Annotated in this window: 36 protein-coding genes; 34 read left to right on the forward strand and 2 right to left on the reverse strand. The window is 69.1% G+C overall.

What is annotated here, in order from left to right:
• Window positions 1–80: 80 nt before the first annotated feature.
• The gene (locus SD37_RS11460; protein ID WP_044851604.1) at window positions 81–359 is read right to left on the reverse strand and encodes a hypothetical protein; all 279 of its coding nucleotides are present in this window, start codon (window positions 357–359) and stop codon (window positions 81–83) included.
• Between the two features lie 242 nt (window positions 360–601).
• The gene (locus SD37_RS11465; RefSeq protein ID WP_065912803.1) at window positions 602–1,054 is read right to left on the reverse strand and encodes a hypothetical protein; all 453 of its coding nucleotides are present in this window, start codon (window positions 1,052–1,054) and stop codon (window positions 602–604) included.
• Between the two features lie 164 nt (window positions 1,055–1,218).
• On the opposite strand from SD37_RS11465, the gene SD37_RS11470 reads away from it, so the two are divergent.
• The 34 genes from SD37_RS11470 (at window position 1,219) to SD37_RS11610 (ending at window position 16,355) form a co-directional block, all read left to right on the forward strand.
• Window positions 1,219–1,476: a helix-turn-helix domain-containing protein gene (locus SD37_RS11470; RefSeq protein WP_044851603.1), complete on the forward strand. Its 258-nt coding sequence runs from the start codon at window positions 1,219–1,221 to the stop codon at window positions 1,474–1,476.
• Window positions 1,476–1,739, forward strand: coding sequence for a hypothetical protein (locus tag SD37_RS11475; protein ID WP_044851602.1), 264 nt, complete (start codon window positions 1,476–1,478; stop codon window positions 1,737–1,739). The genes SD37_RS11470 and SD37_RS11475 overlap by 1 nt, the downstream gene beginning before the upstream one ends.
• 75 nt (window positions 1,740–1,814) lie before the next feature.
• Window positions 1,815–2,237: a hypothetical protein gene (locus SD37_RS11480; RefSeq protein WP_044851601.1), complete on the forward strand. Its 423-nt coding sequence runs from the start codon at window positions 1,815–1,817 to the stop codon at window positions 2,235–2,237.
• On the forward strand, window positions 2,234–2,590 hold the full coding sequence (locus SD37_RS11485) for a hypothetical protein (RefSeq protein ID WP_044851600.1): 357 nt from the start codon (window positions 2,234–2,236) through the stop codon (window positions 2,588–2,590). The genes SD37_RS11480 and SD37_RS11485 overlap by 4 nt, the downstream gene beginning before the upstream one ends.
• Window positions 2,590–2,763 carry a hypothetical protein gene (locus tag SD37_RS43075; protein WP_167369634.1) on the forward strand — a complete coding sequence of 58 codons (174 nt, stop codon included), beginning with the start codon at window positions 2,590–2,592 and terminating at the stop codon, window positions 2,761–2,763. The genes SD37_RS11485 and SD37_RS43075 overlap by 1 nt, the downstream gene beginning before the upstream one ends.
• Window positions 2,760–3,410, forward strand: a complete 651-nt coding sequence (locus SD37_RS11490) for a hypothetical protein (protein WP_065912805.1) — start codon at window positions 2,760–2,762, stop codon at window positions 3,408–3,410. The genes SD37_RS43075 and SD37_RS11490 overlap by 4 nt, the downstream gene beginning before the upstream one ends.
• Window positions 3,407–4,084, forward strand: coding sequence for a lambda exonuclease family protein (locus tag SD37_RS11495; RefSeq protein ID WP_044851598.1), 678 nt, complete (start codon window positions 3,407–3,409; stop codon window positions 4,082–4,084). The genes SD37_RS11490 and SD37_RS11495 overlap by 4 nt, the downstream gene beginning before the upstream one ends.
• Window positions 4,084–4,701: a hypothetical protein gene (locus SD37_RS11500; RefSeq protein ID WP_044851597.1), complete on the forward strand. Its 618-nt coding sequence runs from the start codon at window positions 4,084–4,086 to the stop codon at window positions 4,699–4,701. The genes SD37_RS11495 and SD37_RS11500 overlap by 1 nt, the downstream gene beginning before the upstream one ends.
• On the forward strand, window positions 4,698–4,955 hold the full coding sequence (locus tag SD37_RS11505; RefSeq protein ID WP_044851596.1) for a hypothetical protein: 258 nt from the start codon (window positions 4,698–4,700) through the stop codon (window positions 4,953–4,955). Before SD37_RS11500 ends, SD37_RS11505 begins: the two co-directional genes overlap by 4 nt.
• Complete coding sequence (locus tag SD37_RS43080; protein ID WP_167369635.1) at window positions 4,952–5,104, forward strand: hypothetical protein; 153 nt, start codon at window positions 4,952–4,954, stop codon at window positions 5,102–5,104. The genes SD37_RS11505 and SD37_RS43080 overlap by 4 nt, the downstream gene beginning before the upstream one ends.
• Window positions 5,101–5,451, forward strand: a complete 351-nt coding sequence (locus SD37_RS11510) for a hypothetical protein (protein ID WP_044851595.1) — start codon at window positions 5,101–5,103, stop codon at window positions 5,449–5,451. Before SD37_RS43080 ends, SD37_RS11510 begins: the two co-directional genes overlap by 4 nt.
• Window positions 5,448–5,816, forward strand: coding sequence for a hypothetical protein (locus SD37_RS11515; protein WP_044851594.1), 369 nt, complete (start codon window positions 5,448–5,450; stop codon window positions 5,814–5,816). The genes SD37_RS11510 and SD37_RS11515 overlap by 4 nt, the downstream gene beginning before the upstream one ends.
• A 151-nt stretch (window positions 5,817–5,967) precedes the next feature.
• Window positions 5,968–6,363: a helix-turn-helix transcriptional regulator gene (locus SD37_RS11520; RefSeq protein WP_052674956.1), complete on the forward strand. Its 396-nt coding sequence runs from the start codon at window positions 5,968–5,970 to the stop codon at window positions 6,361–6,363.
• On the forward strand, window positions 6,363–6,623 hold the full coding sequence (locus tag SD37_RS11525; RefSeq protein ID WP_044851593.1) for a hypothetical protein: 261 nt from the start codon (window positions 6,363–6,365) through the stop codon (window positions 6,621–6,623). Before SD37_RS11520 ends, SD37_RS11525 begins: the two co-directional genes overlap by 1 nt.
• On the forward strand, window positions 6,620–7,327 hold the full coding sequence (locus SD37_RS11530; RefSeq protein WP_044851592.1) for a hypothetical protein: 708 nt from the start codon (window positions 6,620–6,622) through the stop codon (window positions 7,325–7,327). Before SD37_RS11525 ends, SD37_RS11530 begins: the two co-directional genes overlap by 4 nt.
• Complete coding sequence (locus SD37_RS11535) at window positions 7,324–7,527, forward strand: hypothetical protein (RefSeq protein ID WP_145926603.1); 204 nt, start codon at window positions 7,324–7,326, stop codon at window positions 7,525–7,527. Before SD37_RS11530 ends, SD37_RS11535 begins: the two co-directional genes overlap by 4 nt.
• Entirely contained in the window at window positions 7,524–7,745 is a 222-nt protein-coding gene (locus SD37_RS11540) for a hypothetical protein (RefSeq protein ID WP_044851590.1), read from the forward strand. The genes SD37_RS11535 and SD37_RS11540 overlap by 4 nt, the downstream gene beginning before the upstream one ends.
• The gene (locus tag SD37_RS11545) at window positions 7,742–8,146 is read left to right on the forward strand and encodes a hypothetical protein (RefSeq protein ID WP_044851589.1); all 405 of its coding nucleotides are present in this window, start codon (window positions 7,742–7,744) and stop codon (window positions 8,144–8,146) included. The genes SD37_RS11540 and SD37_RS11545 overlap by 4 nt, the downstream gene beginning before the upstream one ends.
• Window positions 8,143–8,352 carry a DUF6011 domain-containing protein gene (locus SD37_RS44285; RefSeq protein ID WP_418189808.1) on the forward strand — a complete coding sequence of 70 codons (210 nt, stop codon included), beginning with the start codon at window positions 8,143–8,145 and terminating at the stop codon, window positions 8,350–8,352. Before SD37_RS11545 ends, SD37_RS44285 begins: the two co-directional genes overlap by 4 nt.
• Window positions 8,349–9,449: a hypothetical protein gene (locus SD37_RS11550; RefSeq protein ID WP_044851588.1), complete on the forward strand. Its 1,101-nt coding sequence runs from the start codon at window positions 8,349–8,351 to the stop codon at window positions 9,447–9,449. Before SD37_RS44285 ends, SD37_RS11550 begins: the two co-directional genes overlap by 4 nt.
• On the forward strand, window positions 9,446–9,643 hold the full coding sequence (locus tag SD37_RS11555; protein ID WP_044851587.1) for a hypothetical protein: 198 nt from the start codon (window positions 9,446–9,448) through the stop codon (window positions 9,641–9,643). Before SD37_RS11550 ends, SD37_RS11555 begins: the two co-directional genes overlap by 4 nt.
• Window positions 9,644–9,725: 82 nt before the next feature.
• On the forward strand, window positions 9,726–9,983 hold the full coding sequence (locus SD37_RS11560) for a hypothetical protein (protein ID WP_145926604.1): 258 nt from the start codon (window positions 9,726–9,728) through the stop codon (window positions 9,981–9,983).
• Window positions 9,983–10,567 (forward strand): HNH endonuclease, encoded by a 585-nt coding sequence (locus tag SD37_RS11565; RefSeq protein ID WP_052674955.1) that lies wholly within the window; start codon window positions 9,983–9,985, stop codon window positions 10,565–10,567. The genes SD37_RS11560 and SD37_RS11565 overlap by 1 nt, the downstream gene beginning before the upstream one ends.
• Window positions 10,567–11,514, forward strand: a complete 948-nt coding sequence (locus SD37_RS11570) for a hypothetical protein (protein WP_052674954.1) — start codon at window positions 10,567–10,569, stop codon at window positions 11,512–11,514. The genes SD37_RS11565 and SD37_RS11570 overlap by 1 nt, the downstream gene beginning before the upstream one ends.
• Window positions 11,511–11,801: a zinc finger domain-containing protein gene (locus SD37_RS42620; RefSeq protein WP_145926605.1), complete on the forward strand. Its 291-nt coding sequence runs from the start codon at window positions 11,511–11,513 to the stop codon at window positions 11,799–11,801. Before SD37_RS11570 ends, SD37_RS42620 begins: the two co-directional genes overlap by 4 nt.
• A complete protein-coding gene (locus SD37_RS11575) occupies window positions 11,798–12,886 on the forward strand; it encodes a hypothetical protein (protein WP_044851585.1) in 1,089 nt (362 codons plus the stop codon). Before SD37_RS42620 ends, SD37_RS11575 begins: the two co-directional genes overlap by 4 nt.
• Window positions 12,879–13,061: a hypothetical protein gene (locus tag SD37_RS11580; RefSeq protein WP_044851584.1), complete on the forward strand. Its 183-nt coding sequence runs from the start codon at window positions 12,879–12,881 to the stop codon at window positions 13,059–13,061. The genes SD37_RS11575 and SD37_RS11580 overlap by 8 nt, the downstream gene beginning before the upstream one ends.
• A gap of 4 nt (window positions 13,062–13,065) precedes the next feature.
• Entirely contained in the window at window positions 13,066–13,356 is a 291-nt protein-coding gene (locus tag SD37_RS42625; protein WP_145926606.1) for a hypothetical protein, read from the forward strand.
• A complete protein-coding gene (locus tag SD37_RS11585; RefSeq protein WP_044851583.1) occupies window positions 13,353–14,507 on the forward strand; it encodes a hypothetical protein in 1,155 nt (384 codons plus the stop codon). The genes SD37_RS42625 and SD37_RS11585 overlap by 4 nt, the downstream gene beginning before the upstream one ends.
• On the forward strand, window positions 14,500–14,748 hold the full coding sequence (locus SD37_RS11590) for a hypothetical protein (RefSeq protein WP_044851582.1): 249 nt from the start codon (window positions 14,500–14,502) through the stop codon (window positions 14,746–14,748). The genes SD37_RS11585 and SD37_RS11590 overlap by 8 nt, the downstream gene beginning before the upstream one ends.
• Window positions 14,745–14,933, forward strand: coding sequence for a hypothetical protein (locus SD37_RS11595; protein ID WP_044851581.1), 189 nt, complete (start codon window positions 14,745–14,747; stop codon window positions 14,931–14,933). Before SD37_RS11590 ends, SD37_RS11595 begins: the two co-directional genes overlap by 4 nt.
• Window positions 14,930–15,364, forward strand: coding sequence for a hypothetical protein (locus SD37_RS11600; protein ID WP_044851580.1), 435 nt, complete (start codon window positions 14,930–14,932; stop codon window positions 15,362–15,364). The genes SD37_RS11595 and SD37_RS11600 overlap by 4 nt, the downstream gene beginning before the upstream one ends.
• Window positions 15,364–15,927, forward strand: a complete 564-nt coding sequence (locus SD37_RS11605; RefSeq protein ID WP_052674953.1) for a RuvC family protein — start codon at window positions 15,364–15,366, stop codon at window positions 15,925–15,927. The genes SD37_RS11600 and SD37_RS11605 overlap by 1 nt, the downstream gene beginning before the upstream one ends.
• Window positions 15,924–16,355: a hypothetical protein gene (locus SD37_RS11610; protein WP_044851579.1), complete on the forward strand. Its 432-nt coding sequence runs from the start codon at window positions 15,924–15,926 to the stop codon at window positions 16,353–16,355. Before SD37_RS11605 ends, SD37_RS11610 begins: the two co-directional genes overlap by 4 nt.
• Window position 16,356: the final 1 nt, after the last annotated feature.

The raw sequence follows: 16,356 nt of genomic DNA on the forward strand, positions 1-16,356 counted from the left end.
TTGCCGGGGGAAGCGGCACGCCTGAAATTAATTGATCATCGTCGGGCGGGACCACCCCGTTCGCCCGACGATCCCCCTTTCTATCGTGGGTCGCCGTCGAGCCAGTCCTCGATGTCGTCGATCATCTTCTGTGCGGCGATGGCCTCGTTCCGCCGCTGGTTGCTCTCGGCTCGCCACGCGAGCAGCCCCAGAACCATCACGGCGGCGATGTGCACGTTGAGCAGATGCGGCTGCCACTCCAGAACGGCGGCGATGACCGCGTGAATGACGCAGAAAAACGCGTCGGTGCCCGCGATTGTGTAGAGAGTCCCGTGTGAGACCTTGTTTTTTCTCGGCAGAGTTACCTTCGGGGTGGTCACTCCTTCACTCCCTCCTCCGTTGTAACGGGTGTTGACCCGATTGCAGGAGGACTATCGGCCTGTAACCGTTTTCTGTGACCGGTTTCGGACGGTTTTTAGGAGCAACTTTCACGTTCAGTCTAACGGCCTACGATTAGGTAACGTCCGGGTTGCAGAGGTAACGAGACTCGGTCACGCGGTTTCGGATGATCTTCCGCGCCACTACGGTGCCGCATTCCACAACACCTTTGCGCAGGTCAGACTTAGGTTGCACTGTCCTTAGAGGACGCGGTGTCACTGGTCGTGCGCTTTGCGCGCTCATGGTGTGCGGCCTCAAGATAGGCGACACGCCCCTCGATCCCGAACTGCGTTTCGATCCGCTTACCTTCCGCGACGATCTCGGCCGGTGTCATCGTCCGCCACTTTGCACGTTGCGCGGCCGACCACTCCGGCCGTGTGCCTGATGAGGATTCGGCTGAGGAGTCGAGGATTCGATCTATCTCCCCGCTGGGCCATTGAAGCGCTCGTTCGAGCTTGCGGCGGGGGACGGCTGGGATCTTGGTGGGTCCGACTCGAACGCCCCGGATTCCCTCGACGGTGATGCCGCCGGCGATCTCGGCGACCTCGCGCCACCGTAGCCCTAGCTCTTCTCGTCGTTCTTCCATGCGCCGGTTGAGCTCGGCGCGTGCAGCGGGATCGATCGGGTCGATCGCCATTTTCTTTCCTCTCCCCCTGGCCGGAGGTTTCAAAGTACCCCAGATCACTACAGATCACAACAGATCTGTGACCTGACGATCACGGACGGGCACGTGACCATCCTGTGACACCAGATCTGGCCAAATCTGTTGTGATCTGTAGTGAGTTGGCCTAACTTGGCGTCATGCCCCACGGATCACCGAGCTACACGATCGACAGCGCCGAGCTGCGACGACGCCGGGAGAACGCGGGCTGGTCGTTGCGTGAACTGGCCGACAAGTGCCGCGCGACAGGGCAGCCCGTCGACGCCTCCCAGATCTCCACCTACGAACTCGGCAAGACCAACCCTCGGCCGCGTGCTTTGAAGGCGCTGGCCGCGGCCCTCGGGTGCGAACCCGACGACCTCAAGGAAAAGGACGACTCACTCGCGGAGGCGTCCTGATGGCCGGGTCGTCGACACCGTCGCAGCGGAGGCTCGCCGGGCAGATCGCCGCCAACACCCGATGGGCGAAGGAGCCAGATCGGAAAGCGGCCACCGCCCCGGCACGGAAGGCGGCCGCCGACCGGTGGCTCCGCGAGGCCGACCCGGACGGGACCCTGTCGCCCGCGGAGGCCGCCCGCCGAGCGGACTCCCTCAAGACGGCGTACTTCCAGCGGCTCGCGCTCGCCTCGGCGAAGTCCCGGGCCCGCAAGAAGTCTGCCTGACCCCAGAAGTAAGACGCCCGCCCCTTCGCCGTGCAGGGCTCCGGAGCGGGCTAACCAACAGAGAGGACACCTCTGATGATCGAAGAGAAGTCTAAGGCCGAGGACGCCGTCGGGCGTCACGCGGCCAACGACGTGGACGGCCCGACCCTGCCGGGCATCACGGTCGTGAAGCCGAACAGCGGCGGCCGCCGGTTCGCGGTCGACCCGGACGACCAGCCGACCGAGTTCCTCGACGGGTTCGAGGACGCCGCCGCCGAGCACACCGCGGAGCTGGAGGCGCTCGCGGCCGGGAAGGGCACGCGGGTCACGGCGTTCTTCGCGCTGGTGTGGTTCCGGGTGCTGGCGATCTTCGGCCGGATCGTGGACGAGGTCGCGACCACGGTGCGGCTGTCGGCGCGCTGGGAGCTGGACCACGACCGCACGGTGGCGCGGATCATCGTCGCGACTATCTCGGCGCTGCTGCTGGCCGGGTCCGGGATTGCGTGGTGGCTGTCGTGACCGCCCGCATCGAGGTCCGGATGCCGGTCGAGGTGAAGCCCGGCGCGTGGCCGAAGTTGGAGACGTCGAAAGCCACTCGCAGGCTCTGGGACGAGGTCGCGCACCAGGGCGAGGACGGCGCCGACGTCTGCACCTACCGCCACCACGACGAGCCGCACCCGGCGACGATCCGGCTCACTCCGGACCCCGACCCGGACTTGGTGCACGCGGGCACCGCGAACACCGAACAGCAGACCGTGTGCTGGTGCTGCGCGTACGAGGCCGGTCACCTCTACGAGGAGATGCGCGGCCAGTGCCGCACCTCCGGCGAGGTCGGCGTCGAGCTGCGTCAGCCGGACGGGCGGTGGATTTGATGGCCCGCAAGGAAAAGCCTGCCGCCAAGGCCGTGACGGACACGGTGAAGTTCGTGGCGAAGACGGTGGCGAAGCACGTGAACGTGAAGGCCGCCTCGCGGACGGTCGACCAGATCCTCGACCAGGAGCTGGGCAAGAAGCCGGACACCGGCGGGAAAGGCAGCCAGCGATGATGAAGAACTTCAAGCCCGGCGCGAAGATCACCGGCGAAAGCCTCATGGGCGATGGCCCGAACCCGAGCGAGGTCACAGGAGTCTTCGTTCGCCTGTTCGGAAAGAAGGGCTCGACCGCGCTTCTTGTCGAGACTGAGTTCGGGGTCCGGCACGTGATCGACGGCAACACTGCGCGCCTCGCCGAGCCGACACAGGCGATGCTCTTTGGTCAGCTGGCCGAGCACCTCGACAAGTTCGGCGAACTCAACGAGCACATCGGCGGCGTCACGGCCCGTTTCGGCCGTCTGAGCCTGCAGGTCTACGAGCCCGACGGACACAGTGCGATCGGCCTGTTGCTGGCCTGGCTCAAAAGCATCGGTGCGGCCACCGCCACGGCCCGCCGCCACGAGAAGGCATGGCACATCAAAGGAAAGGGACGCGTCACCGGGGGACTGCCGATCGAGGTCGTCGTGATCTCGGAAGGCGACGAGGCTGCCACGCTGGACGCCGCGTTCGGTGACGTCAAAGAGAAGACCGATGTTCCGGTTGAGGAGCTCGCGCGTTGCCAGCGGCAGGCGTCGGTTGTCACCGACGAGCAGCTGGCCGAGGTCGAGCACTGGTCCAAGACGCCGCTGCCGGACGAGGATGCCCCGGCGGTGACGTCGTGACCGTCATCGAATTCCCGGACGTGATCCAGGGCTCCGACGAATGGCACGACCAGCGCCGCGGAATCATCACTGCGTCCGTCGTCGGGCAGCTCATCACGCCGAAAACGCTGAAGCTCGCGGCCAACGACAAGAGTCGCGCGATCGTGATGCAGCTCGTCGCCGAGCGGATCACCGGCTACACCGACCCCACGTACATCGGCGACGACATGCTCCGCGGCATTGAGGACGAGCCGCGGGCGCGCGACCTGTACGCCGAGGTGTACGACCGTCCCGTCCGCGAGGTCGGTTTCCTTCTCCGCACGGAGGACACCTGGAAGCTCGGCTACTCGCCCGACGGTCTCGTCGGCGACGACGGGCTGATCGAGGTGAAGGCACCACGCGCCAAGGGGCATCTGCGCACGATCCTCTCCGGCGAGGTGCCCGCGGAGTACGTGGCGCAATGCCAGGCCGGGCTGCTGGTGTCCGGCCGCCAGTGGATCGACTTCATTTCGTTCTCCGGCGGGATGCCGATGTGGCACACGCGGATGCTCCCGGACCCGAAGTGGCAGGACGCGATCGTCGCCGCCGCCGAGCAGTTCGAGCGCGCGGCCGCCGAGATGACGGCGGACTACCTGGCGAAAACCGAAGGCCTTCCCGCCACCGAGCGGATCACCCTCATGGAGATGACGATCTGATGGACCTCACCGACACCATCGCCCCCACGAGCGACCAGCTCGACGCGGTCGACCTCATCGCCGGACCGCGCACGTTCACCATCGAGAAGGTCAGCAAGGGCAACGTCGAGCAGCCCGTCAACATCAAGCTCGCCGAATTCCCGCGAGTCTGGCGTCCCGGCAAGTCGATGCGGCGCGTGCTCGTGGCCTGCTGGGGTACCGACGCGTCCCAGTACGTCGGCCGTCGCGTCACCCTGTACTGCGACCCCGACGTCCGGTTCGGCGGGCAAGCGGTCGGCGGCACCCGCATCAGCCACATCAGCCACCTCGACAAGCCCCGCCAGATTCCGCTGCTCGTGACGCGCGGCAAGTCCGCGATCTTCGTCGTGCGGCCGCTCGTCGAGACGACCGAGGACCGCGTCGCCGAGTTCAAGCGCGAGTGGAAGACGGCTACCTCTGAGCGGCGCAAGGTTATTGAGCGCGAGGTCGCGGCCTTGATGAACCCCGGGACTCCGTCGACTTCGCCCGCGCACGAGATGGGATCGGAGGTCGAGGACGTCGTCGACGGAGAGCCGAACGGCTACCTGCCGGACGACCCGGACCTGACCGCGCACGAGGGTGAAGGCGCGGAGCGATGAGCACGGACACCGTGGAGATGGCGCACCAGGGACAGCTGACCGTGCTGAACGCGGGGCTGACCGAGCACGGCGCCAAGACGCGCGATCACCGGCTCGCGCTCGTCGCCGGCATCGTCGGCCGCCCGGACCTGAAGTCCACGAAGGACCTGACTCGGGACGAGGCGACGAAAGCCCTGCGCTACCTGGATCTCGCCGAAGAGGTCGGGGAGATGCAGGACCTGATCGACCAGTACCGCCCGGCGGTGACGTCGTGAGCAAGCACCCGAGGCTCACCAACGGCGGCGACCGCATGGAGGTCGTCAAGGCGTGGGCCGTCGTCGTCGGGGTGTGCCTGGCGATCGCCGCGCTCGGCCCGATCTTCCTGCTCAGCCTCATCGACATGGTGGGGCGGTGGATCCGATGACCACCCTGCACGCCCTCAAGCATGTCGTCGAGCACGCCGACCGGTGGGGAATCCCGGACCACGAGATCAAGCAGGTCACCGGTAGCCCCGGCAAGCTCGTGTTCCTCCTGCCGGACACCAGCATCAGCCTGTTCGCGCGGTGGGCCAAGAATCTCGACGACCGGTGGATCACCGGTCTCGCGACCGGAGCGGTCGGGCGTCTCCGCGTGACCGGCCAAATCCTGTCCGGTCATCGGGTCGAGATCACGGTTCTGTGTGACGGCGACGAGATGCGTCGGCTCGGCCTCGTCGGGAACCTGTCCCTCGGCGAGGTCGAGCAGGCCGCACGCAAGGCGGTGGCGGTATGAGCGAACCCTGCGGAACCTGCGGAGAGAACGGCGAGAACATCGAGGACTGCCCGGTTCACCACAAGGGCAAGGGAATCGAGCTGTCCGTGCCGGAGGAGGCGCGGCGGCTCGCCGGGCAGTACCTCGCGGCGACCGCGGACGAGTTGGCTGTGCAGGCGGACCGGCTCAAGCGGGGCGCCTACAACGCCAAGAACCGGATCTCGGCCGCGAAGTTCGCTGAGCAGCTCGCCCGGTGCGGTGCGTTCACGTTCGCCGAAATGCACCTACGCGAAGAGGTGGCCGAGCTGACCGGCGTGAAGCCGCCACCCAAGCGGTGGCGGCCGCCGGTCACCGAGCCCGCCGGCCTTTTCGAGGTGGCGTCGTGAACCGCCGCCAGCTGCGCGAGTCGCTTCGGCGGCTCGTGCAGCGCACCAACATCGCGGTCCGGCGCGACCGTCCACAAGCGACTATCGAGGCGCCCATGTGGCTCCTCGCCGATATCGCCGCTGCTGGGGAAGCGGCCAGAAGGAGAACACCATGGGTGTAAGAGCCCCCATCTCGGCCGCGACGGTCATCGTCGCCGACCCGGTCGCAGTCGAGCGTGCGCTCGCAGATCTGTTCCAGGCCGGGATCCCGATGCAGGAGCAGCCCTCCGTCGGAGTCGAACGCCTCCGGATCTTCGTCGCGCCCGGAAAACGGTCGGCCCAGTCGATGAACGCGATCGCCGACCTGGACTTGACGGAACGGCAGCTCGACGTGCTGGAGCTGATCGCGGAAGGACTGACGAACCGCGAGATCGGCGCGCGTCTCTATCTGGCCGAAGGGACGGTGAAGACCCACCTGAAGCGCCTGTTCGCGCGCCTCGGCGCCACCGGCCGTGAGACTGCGGTCGCCGCCGGGTTCCGTCTCGGCATTCTCGGTGGTGGTGCGTGATGTACGAGTCCCGCGCCTACGACAAGCCCGCCGTCGAAGGTTTCGGCCCGGACCCGGTCGTCGTGCTCGTCGTCACCGGCACACACGACGTGTCCAGGCTCGTGAACCTCCTCAACGGCGGGCAGCCGGTCATCGAGCAGCTGGAGATCGGCGAGCGCCTCGCCGCGCAGGTCGCCCGGCACAACGCCGGCCGCGCCGCGCTGAAACTCCTCGCGCAGCACGGCGGCCCGGACCTTCTCCAGAAGCTGGGGGAGTCGTGACCACCATCGACGTGTTCGACGTCCTCAAGCGCGCCGACGGCCGGTTCGTGAAGAAGTCCGCCGACGACCCGGCCAGCCCCGACTATCTCAAGGTTCTCGCCGACGCCGTCCGCCCGCTCGTCGCCAACGGCAAGCCCGCGCCCGCGCTGCCCGGTGTCGACGACGAGCAGGTGCAGAAGCTCCAGGCCGACAACCGGCGCCTCGATGCCCGGGTTACCGAGCTGCGCAACATGGTCGCCACCCGCGACGGCGCGCTCGACAAGCAGAAGTCCGCGACTGAGGAACTCAAGATCGAACTCGTCCAGCTGAGGAAGGAGCTGGACGAGGTGCGGGCCGAGCGGGACACCGCCCGCGGCAAGCTCCGTGACGCCGAAGCCCAGCCGCACGGCGGCGTCGAGCTGATGCAGTCCGACCTGGCCCGGCTCGCCAACGAACTCGCCGCCGCGCAACGAGACCGGGACGCGGCGAACCGGACGCTCGACGAGATCGCCGACGAAGAAGCAGCCCGGCCGGCGGCGGTGCACGTCTGCCAGTGGCCGGTCGCCGAGCCCGGTGCCGAGCCGTCGCCGTGCGAGTGCGGCAAGCCGTGGCCGCTCACGGCCGAGGTCGAGGTCGAGGTCGAGGAGGTCGTGCCGGACGTCGACCCGTGGGCCGACCTGTTCGGCCGGATCCGCGGCGAGGTCGACGGGCGGTGGTCCGCGTGAGCACCGTCGAGACGCCGCATGGCAAGCACCTCAACAACATCCCGTCGTGCGCGGTGCCGTGCCCGATCGGGCACACGGGCGAGCAGCTGGACGTGTTCGAGAACGTCGCCGTCTGGGCATGCGGGTTCGTTCGCCCGCTGCCGCCGGTGAAGCAGCCGCGATGGATGGCCGCATCCCGGGAAAGGCAGGCCCGAAAATGACCGACCTCGTGGTGCTGCACGAGCACGGACTCACCCACCACCAGACCGGCCCGCTCCGGAGCGCGGGCCACGACACCGCCGAAGCGGTCGCGGACCTGGTCGACGCGCACCGGGCAACCGTGGCCCGTTCGACGCTCGCGCAGCTGCCGGGCATGGGGCCGCGCCGCCTCGCGCTCGTCTGCACCGCCGTCGACAGCTGGCGGGCGGTGATCTCGTGAGCATCGACTACGACGAAGCGTTCGCCCGCTCCCGCGACGTTCCCGCCTTCTCCAACGGCACCGAGGGCGAAACGTGGATGGCGAACTGGTGCGGCCGCTGTCTGCGCGACGCACCGTTCCGGAACGGGATGGTCAAGACCGGATGCCCGCTGGTCCTCATCTCGCTGATGCAGCGCACCCCGGCCGAGTGGCTCGACGGGCCGCGCGACGAGCACGGCCGCTACTCGATGGCCGACCAGTACCACTGCATCGAGTTCCGCGCGCCGGGCGACGGCGGGGGAGAACCGCGGCCGCGCCCGGAACCGCCGGACATGGACGGTCTGTTCCCGCGCCCTGCCCGGCAGGTCCGGATGTACGTCCTGCCGGACCCGGTCCGGGAACTGGAGGTCGCCGCGCCATGACCGTGTGCTGCGACTGCCACCGCCCGCTCACCGACCCCGTGAGCGTCGCCCGCCGTCGTGGCCCGGTCTGCACCGTGAAGTTCGAAGGCGACACGCACACCAGCCCGAAGCCCCGCCGACCCGCACGACGACGGCGACTCCCCGAAGACGAACCCCTCACCGGGTTCCCGCCCCTCCAGAAAGTCCAGAAAGGACACCGCCGTTGAGCAGCATCAAAGTCGAAACCTCCGACCTCATCGACCTCCTCAAGCTCCTCCAGCACACCGCCAGCAGCGACCGCAACGACGGCGTCACCGCCGGCGTCCTGCTCCACACCACCCGCGGTGAACGCGGCACCGAACCCGGCAAGCAGGACCTCCTCGTCGGCACCTCGACGGACCGGTTCGCCGTCGGGCACACCAACGTCGTCGCCTACGGCCAGCTCGCCCGCCCCTCGCTGTGGGGCATCGAGGACGTCAAGGCCGTGATCGCGACCTTCAAGTCCAAGGCCAGCAAGGACAAAGACGGCGAAGGCCACCAGGTCCACATCTCCGTCGACCTCGGCCACGTCACCGTGTCCGAGGACCCCAACCTGTTCGAGGACGGCGTGCAGCTGTCGTTCCACGAGCAGGTCGTCGACGACTTCCCCCGCCGCCTCTGGCACGTCCTTGAACACATCGGCGTCGACGCCTACGTCTCCAGCGAAGGCGGCCTCGTCCCCGTCGCGAACCGCACCGACATCGGCGCCGCCCGCCTCGCCCCGTTCACCAAGGTCGCATCCAAGCTCGGCGAACCGGTGCAGCTGTTCCGCACCCACCAGAACCGCTACCTCCTCGTCCAGATCGGCGAGCACTACCGCGGCGCCCTCGCCCCGATCCGCTGGGATCTCGAGGAATCCCCGTCGAACGGACACGAGCCGTCCGGCGACGTCCACACCCCGGACCTGCCGCCCATCCCGAAGCGGGACACCCCGCCGCCGCCCAAGACGTTCACCCCGTCCGGGGTGCGGGAGTCGTCCGGCGTCATCACCGGATTCCCCGCCCTCCCGCGCGACACCCGCGAACTCGGCAAAGCCGCCGACCTCGTCATCACCTCCCAGTACGCGCTCCCGTCGCTGCTGACCCGAGGCCTGCGCACCACCGCCAAGCGCGCGGACGGGCTCCTCGAAGACCTGTTCCGGCTCGGCATCGTCGGTCCCTACTTCGGCGGCCGCGCCCGCGAAGTCCTCGTCGCACCGGAAGGGCTCGACGACGTCCTCAAGGTCATCGCCGAGCTGAAGACCGAGGAACCCGAAGGCGACGAGCTGGACGGTGACGACGAATGAGTGACGACATCACCCGCCTCCTCAACGGGGCCCGCGACGCCGCACCCGGCATGACTGAAGCCGCCATCCGCGGCGTCGTCGTGAGCGTCCTCAACACCCTCGACGACCTCATCGAGGAAGCGGGAGAGGACTCGATGTGGCCCGACCCCGGCGACCTCGGACTCCTCGCCCGCGACGTCGAACGGCAGGGCTGACGCCCACCCCAGTCGTGGCGCTGGCCGGACCTGCTTCCCCGCGGTCCGGCCAGGCCACCCCACCAACGAGGAGGAGGTGACCGTGACCGTCCAGATAGGACGACCCGACACCGCACCGATGGCTCGCGGCCGTCTCCTGGCCGCCTGCCGCCGCGGCGACATCCCCGCCGAAGCCCTCGCCCCGGCCGACCGTGACCACCTCGTCTACGACCTCTGGGCCGCGGGCTGGTCCGACGTCGAGATCGCCACACACACCTACATGAGCACCTACACGACTGGTCGCATCCGAGCACGACTCGGACTCGCGGCGCACCCCACGAGCACGAGAGGGGCTGCCTGATGGCTGTCACCAAACGACTGCGGTACGAGATCCTTCGCCGCGACAATCACGCCTGCCGATACTGCGGTGCCACGGCCCCCGACGTAGAGCTCACGGTCGACCACGTCGTCCCGACCGCGCTCGGCGGCAGCGACGCCCCGACCAACCTCGTCGCCGCCTGCAAGGCCTGCAACGCAGGAAAGTCCGCGTCGTCGCCGGACGCGCCGGTCGTGGCCGACATCGCAGCGGACGCTCTCCGATGGGGCGCGGCCTTGGCCTACGCCGCCAAAGTGCAGCTCGGTGAACTTCTGGCCGACCAGCGCATCACGGACTGGTTCGACGAGAAGTGGACGGACTGGCGAACCGGCGGCGGCCAGGGCGACGTTCTCCCACGCCCGGCCGACTGGGAGCAGTCGGTCCTCCGGTTCATCGCGGCAGGCCTCACGTTCGACGTCGTGGAGCAGTCGCTGAAGGTCGCAATGCAGAACAGCCGCATCGCCCCAGACGCGACGTGGCGGTACTTCTGCGGCGTCTGCTGGCGTCGGGTCACCGAGCTCCAGGAGATCGCCCACGCGGCGATCGCGGCACAGGACGGACACCTCTGATGGCCCGCGAACATGCCCGCATCCTCACCCGGATCTGGTCGGACGCCGACTTCTGCGCGCTTCCGATCGCCGACCAGCGCCTCTACTTCCAGCTGTTGTCCCAGAAGAACCTGTCCCAGGCTGGCGTGTTGCCCTTGCAGATCCGGAAGCTGGCGAAGGGATCCGCCGAGACCACTGAGGACGACGTCGTCGCGACGCTGAAGCGCTTGGAGGCTGCCCGGTTCGTGTTCGTCGACGCCGACACCGAGGAAGTGTTGATCCGGTCGTTCATCCGCAACGACGGCGTGATGAAGATCCCGAACGTGTTCAAGGCGGCGCTGCGCGCGGCGACGACGGTCGAGTCGCCGCTGCTGCGGGAGGTCCTCGCCGAGGAGCTTCGCCGCACGCGTCGGAAGGACGCGATCGCCGTCGCGGACGAACTGTCCCCCAAGGAACTCGAACGTGTTCCGGAACCTATCTCGAACCTATCCGGAACCAATAGTGAACCTTTAAAGGTTCGCGACGAGATACCGGAACCCCAGGGGGAAGGGGAAGGGGAAGGGGAAGGGGAATCTTTTGTAGGTGGAGATTTTAAAGAGGACGTGCGCGAGCGACGCCAAGTAGCCGACGACCGCCCCGACTCCTGGCAATCCCCGCCCTCCCGCTGCCCCGAACACCGCAACACCGAGAAGCCACCGCCATGCGGCAAATGCGCCACGGCACGCCAAGCCCGCGAACGGTGGGACGCCGACCAAGGTCGCGCCGCCGCCGAACGCCGAACCGCAGACGCCCGGCAACGCGCCACCGACCGAGCCCGCGCCATCGCCGCCTGCGACCTCTGCGACGACGACGGCCAGATCGGCCGCCAGCTCTGCGACCACGACCCCGACGCAGCCAACCGCGCAGCCCGCGGCCGCGCCGCCGTCCAAGCCGCCCTCGCCGCACGCACCCAGGACGGCCCGCCATGACCCGCCGACGCGGCCGAGCGAACCTCCGCACCGGACTCTGGCAAGACCTCCCCGGCGAAGGCTTCGTCCCCGCCGAACGCCTCGCCCCCGAAACCGAAACCAGCCCACGCCGCCACCCCTGCCTCCGCGCAGACGGCGGATGCGGCGCCGCCATCGGCGAACCCTGCACCAGCCCCAGCCGACGGCCCGGCGGCCGACGCCCCATCAGCGGCTACCACCAAGCCCGCCTCAACGCCGAGACCACGCCGCACCACGCCGACCCAGCACCCGACCAGGAGAACTCGTGACCGACCAGACCCACCGCGACCGTGCCGAGATGGCGCTCAGCCGCGCCGAAGACGCCAGCGCCAGCGCACCGCACCACGCCGCCGCGTTCGCCACGATCGCGACCGCGCACGCCGTCCTCGCCCACCTCGACGCGCTCGCCCTGCCGGAGCCGGGTGCAGGTGACGCGATCCTCGCGGCCGCCCGGAAGCTCTCGAACGAACTCCCGGACTTCCACGCCAGGGCTTTCGCCGAGGCCGTCGCCGACACGGCTTTCGTCGGTCGTGACCACGGTGGCGCGACTTCGGGCCGGGACGATCATGCTCAGACCCACGAAACACCCGCCTCATTTGCCCCAGGAGTCACGAACCGGAGGGTTCCGGAGTCTCTGGATCGACCGGCAGTTTCGTCACGGTTTTCGTCAGAGGATTTCGCGCGGCTCGTCGGCGACCTCGAGCGGGCGCTGAACGTCAAGCCGGAGAGCATCGGCGAGACGACCGGCGACCAGTGGTTCGTGGACGAGTTCACCGTGGACTGCTCGACGCACACGCTGCTGCGCGTCCTGGCGCGCGGCCTGCTCGCCACGGGCTGGCGCCCGCCGCTGCCGGACGGCGGGCAGGACCTCGCCGAGCAGGTCGCCCGCGAGATCCGGAACAAGCTCGACTGGCACCAGTGGCCCGGCTGCGACTGGACCAACGCGTCGCTCTCGGACATCACCGACGTCGCCCTCGCCGCCGTGATGCCGTTCCTCGACGAGCCGCCGGTGCCCCGGGTGTTCTTCCCCGGCGACACCGTGCCCGCCGGGATGGCCGTCCAGGGGGACGCGGGAGACGTGCACCGCTCGACCGCCAGCTGGCCCCTGGACGAGGCAGCTGGTTGGGATCGGCCAGCGGTCGAGATCCGGTCGCTGACCGAAGCCGAGTGGCAGGCCGCCGTCGAGCGGGCCCGCGCCGAACGCGACCAGTCCACAGTGGAGCCGGAGCACGCCGACGACTGCCAGGGCTGCGACGGCCCCGGCATCGTCCCGTGCGCCGCCGACAGGGTCATCGGGAACACCGCGTTCCGCAACGGCCAGCCGATCAAAGACCTGGAGGCCGGCCGTGGCTGACCGGAAGTGCCCGCGCGGCTGCGTCGACACCGACCCCGACGGCGGCTGCAAAGCGTCCATCGCGATCCCGTGCCCGCTCGGGAACTGGTCCGAGCGGGAGCCGTACCACGTCACCGCCGGGATCTGCCGTGACTGCCGAGTCGACCTCGACCAGTGCTACTGCGGAGAGGAGTGAGTCCGTGAAGATCCCCAACCGCCAACCGGTCGGAGACTTCCGCGCATGGCTCGCGTGGCGCCTCCGTGTCTGGGCTGGACGCCTTGAACCCGAACGCCCGCACGTGATGGGCCCTTTCCCCGGATATGACGGGCGACTCGCGTGGATGGCGATGCAGGGGCACACCTCCCTTGCCGGGTTCGAAACGGTGCCTACAGGGCGACAGAAGCCGCTGCCGAGAACCGATCCAACCAAGCGGGATGAGGCGCTGCTGAAGGAACTCTTTCCTGAGCGCACGGAAGGAGCGAACCCGTGACCGACCAGATCGAAACCGCCGGCGCCCGCGACGCCGTGATCGACCTCGCCGCCCGCGTCGTGCACGAAGTGGTGTCGAAAGAACTCGGCCTCACGCGCGGCTACGAGCCCGCGGTCACCGACGTCGTCGCCGCCCGGGAGCTCGCGCGTCGTGGCCTGCTCGTGCCGGTCGAGCTCTGGGACGACCGGGCACGCGAGGCGACACCGCTGTTGCGGCACGCCGCCGCACTCGCCGCACGATCCGGGAAGACGCGCACCTCGCTGTGGCTGACCGCGTGCGCGACGCTGCCGCCCGCCGAGTGGCCGCCCGCACCCGCGTACAAGGGCCCCGTGGTTCCGGCCGCCAAGCACGAGCAGGTGACCGCCATGGTCGCCGAGACGGTCCGGATCCTCCGCGAAGCCGGGGCCATCTACGGCGAGGGTCTGCCCGCGCGAGTCCGGAACCTCATCGCCGAACGGGACGAGCTGCGCACCAGGGTCGAGGAGCTGACCGACTTCGCTGGTGAGCAGGCGAATGCGCGTCGTGAGTCCGACCGTATTCGAAACGCCGCTGCCCGCGAAGCTGCCGACCTTCGCGACGAACGCGACACCGCAGTCGCGCAGCTGGCCGAGAAGGCCGAGTACGCGGGTGAGAAGGCGCGCGAGGGCGACGTCCTCAGCCTGCAGGTTGCCGAACTCACCGCCGAGCGGGACCAGCTGCAGGCCCGCATCGACGCGGCCAAGCTGACATGGGCTGCAGCCGCCGCGATCGCCGACGTGGGCGCGGCCGAGAACCCGGCTCGGTGGGAGACCGGGAAGGCCGCGATCCAGGACTTCGGCCGCGCACTCCAGATCGACCAGCCCGCCGAGCCGACGCCGGACGGCCGTTGCCCGAACACTCCGCCGTGCGAGCACCCCGCGATGATCCACGACGTCTCTGGCGACCCCGAAGACCCGAAGCCGATGTGCTGCGCCGACGGCTGCGCGTGCGGCCAGCCCACCCCGCCGTCCGTTGTGGACAGTGGCGAAGAAGTGGCGAGCCAGCCGTTTCGCAGTGGCGGCCAGATCTTCCCGCCCGGCGGACGGCGCGACGACACCGTCGCGTTCAGGCTCCCGCCGCCCGCGCCGTTCGTGCCCGCCGCCGACGCCTTCCCCGAGGTGATCGATGGCTGACACACGCCTTGCCAGGCCACAGGAAACTCGCGATGTTCCGACCGGCAACGGGCAGCTGCACTGCATCACAAAGGACCCCCGCGAGCCCGCCGCCCCGGAATTCCTGGAGATCTGCGACGACACCCCGGTCCACCTCGTCTGCTCCAGGTACTGCCCGGACGAGTGCGGCGGGCATCTCATCTGCGACCCGTGCTTCCGGTTGGGGATCGAGCGCGGCCTGATTCGGGAGGTGCCGAAGTGACCCTCGACCCCGGCCAGCCCACCCGCGAAGTCGACCTCGCGCACGTCGACGAGTTCTTCCTCGCCGGTGCCGCGGTTCTCGCCCTCGGCCTCACGCTGATCGCCCTCGGCTGGACGAGCGCGCTCGCGCTCGCCATGGCCGCCCTCTGCCTCGCCTGCCCCAACGACCTGGAGCCACCGCAATGACCGAAGCCATCCCCTTCGCCGGGCTCGGCCCGCATCCCGAGTTCCCCGACCAGCTGATCAAGGACACCCAGCTGCGCGGCGGCCTCCGGCACGTTCAGCTCGGCGAGGACGCCGAAACGTGGGTGTTCCTCGGCCACCCCTACCACCGCGACGTGCTCGCCGCGATCGAAACCATCGCCCGCGAAGACGGTCTCGGCTGGGACGCCGACGACATCCCGGACCGGAGCGACCTCGACTACACCTACGCCCGGCACTTCGACGCCTGCCCCGACCACACCACCCACGACGACGAATGCGGCGCCTGCCTCACCGTTCGCTCTCTGGAGGCCGGAGGCTGGTGGCTCGACTGGTCCGGTGGCGGCGAGGACGGCAAAGCACACAAGGGAAAGCCGGGCTACTTCCCGGTCGTGATCTGGGATGTGGAGGGCTGATGCGCGCGCTCGGCATCGATCCGTCGCTCACCGGCACCGGTGTGGCCGCGCTCGACACCAGCTACCTCGACAACGGCAACCCGCTCTACCGCGTCCAGACCATCAAGTCCGTGGGGCACAAGGGTGACAGCCTCCGCGCCCGCAACGACCGGCTCCGCCGCATCGTCGACCGCGTCACCCAGCTCGCGTTGAACGCCGACCTCGTGATCATCGAGGCACCCGCGTTCTCGAAGAACGCCGCCGGAACATGGGACCGCGCAGGGCTGTGGTGGTCCATCGTGGACACCCTGCTCCTCGACCACCACCACGTCGCGATGGCACCACCGAACGTCGTGAAGAAGTTCGCCGCGAACAAAGGCAACGCGGGCAAGGACCTCGTCGCCGTCGGCATGGCCCGGCTGTGGGGCGAGGAATGCCAGTGCGCCAACGACAACGAATGGGACGCCCTCACCCTCGCCACGATGGCCGGGCAACGGCTCGGCATCCCCGGCGTCCCGTCGCGCGCCCACCACACCGCCGCGCTCGGCGGCGTCGCCTGGGACACCGAAAGGGAAGCAGCATGAGGAAGACCTGCAGCCGATGCCTCGGCGAAGGCAAGATCGCGAACACCGACGACGGCGAACCCTGGTCCGCCTGGGCGACCCTGCCGCCCGGCTCCGACCTCGCCGTCCGGATGGGATTCGTCCGCCCGATCGACTGCCCGGACTGCGAGGGCCACGGCTCCGTGGCCGTCGAGCCGAAGCCGCTGACCGCCCGCGAACAGCTCGACGCCTACGCCGCCAAGTCCATGCCGAGCCACACCGACACCGGCGTCGACGACACGGCAGGCACGTACTTCCCCGAAGTGTTCACCGCGCTCCGCGCCGTCCTCGACTTGCACGCCGACGACGCGGGCGACTGCCGCGAGTGCGGGGTCGACGCCCACGAGGAGCCGATCCCGTGGCCGTGCAAGACCGTCACCGCCATCACGACCGCGCTGGAGGACTCGTGAC

Origin of the sequence: Amycolatopsis orientalis, from assembly GCF_000943515.2 — a bacterium.
Classification (GTDB): domain Bacteria; phylum Actinomycetota; class Actinomycetes; order Mycobacteriales; family Pseudonocardiaceae; genus Amycolatopsis; species Amycolatopsis orientalis.

Coding starts and splice junctions, on each gene's coding strand:
- SD37_RS11465 (WP_065912803.1), bottom strand. CDS start 1,054: ATGGCGATCGACCCGATCGATCCCGCTGCACGCGCCGAGCTCAACCGG.
- SD37_RS42620 (WP_145926605.1), top strand. CDS start 11,511: ATGACCCGCCGACGCGGCCGAGCGAACCTCCGCACCGGACTCTGGCAA.
- SD37_RS11605 (WP_052674953.1), top strand. CDS start 15,364: ATGCGCGCGCTCGGCATCGATCCGTCGCTCACCGGCACCGGTGTGGCC.
- SD37_RS11570 (WP_052674954.1), top strand. CDS start 10,567: ATGGCCCGCGAACATGCCCGCATCCTCACCCGGATCTGGTCGGACGCC.
- SD37_RS11525 (WP_044851593.1), top strand. CDS start 6,363: ATGTACGAGTCCCGCGCCTACGACAAGCCCGCCGTCGAAGGTTTCGGC.
- SD37_RS11565 (WP_052674955.1), top strand. CDS start 9,983: ATGGCTGTCACCAAACGACTGCGGTACGAGATCCTTCGCCGCGACAAT.
- SD37_RS11500 (WP_044851597.1), top strand. CDS start 4,084: ATGGACCTCACCGACACCATCGCCCCCACGAGCGACCAGCTCGACGCG.
- SD37_RS11490 (WP_065912805.1), top strand. CDS start 2,760: ATGATGAAGAACTTCAAGCCCGGCGCGAAGATCACCGGCGAAAGCCTC.
- SD37_RS11540 (WP_044851590.1), top strand. CDS start 7,524: ATGACCGACCTCGTGGTGCTGCACGAGCACGGACTCACCCACCACCAG.
- SD37_RS11590 (WP_044851582.1), top strand. CDS start 14,500: ATGGCTGACACACGCCTTGCCAGGCCACAGGAAACTCGCGATGTTCCG.
- SD37_RS11600 (WP_044851580.1), top strand. CDS start 14,930: ATGACCGAAGCCATCCCCTTCGCCGGGCTCGGCCCGCATCCCGAGTTC.
- SD37_RS11510 (WP_044851595.1), top strand. CDS start 5,101: ATGACCACCCTGCACGCCCTCAAGCATGTCGTCGAGCACGCCGACCGG.
- SD37_RS11480 (WP_044851601.1), top strand. CDS start 1,815: ATGATCGAAGAGAAGTCTAAGGCCGAGGACGCCGTCGGGCGTCACGCG.
- SD37_RS44285 (WP_418189808.1), top strand. CDS start 8,143: ATGACCGTGTGCTGCGACTGCCACCGCCCGCTCACCGACCCCGTGAGC.
- SD37_RS11470 (WP_044851603.1), top strand. CDS start 1,219: ATGCCCCACGGATCACCGAGCTACACGATCGACAGCGCCGAGCTGCGA.
- SD37_RS43075 (WP_167369634.1), top strand. CDS start 2,590: ATGGCCCGCAAGGAAAAGCCTGCCGCCAAGGCCGTGACGGACACGGTG.
- SD37_RS11505 (WP_044851596.1), top strand. CDS start 4,698: ATGAGCACGGACACCGTGGAGATGGCGCACCAGGGACAGCTGACCGTG.
- SD37_RS11520 (WP_052674956.1), top strand. CDS start 5,968: ATGGGTGTAAGAGCCCCCATCTCGGCCGCGACGGTCATCGTCGCCGAC.
- SD37_RS11515 (WP_044851594.1), top strand. CDS start 5,448: ATGAGCGAACCCTGCGGAACCTGCGGAGAGAACGGCGAGAACATCGAG.
- SD37_RS11475 (WP_044851602.1), top strand. CDS start 1,476: ATGGCCGGGTCGTCGACACCGTCGCAGCGGAGGCTCGCCGGGCAGATC.
- SD37_RS11610 (WP_044851579.1), top strand. CDS start 15,924: ATGAGGAAGACCTGCAGCCGATGCCTCGGCGAAGGCAAGATCGCGAAC.
- SD37_RS11555 (WP_044851587.1), top strand. CDS start 9,446: ATGAGTGACGACATCACCCGCCTCCTCAACGGGGCCCGCGACGCCGCA.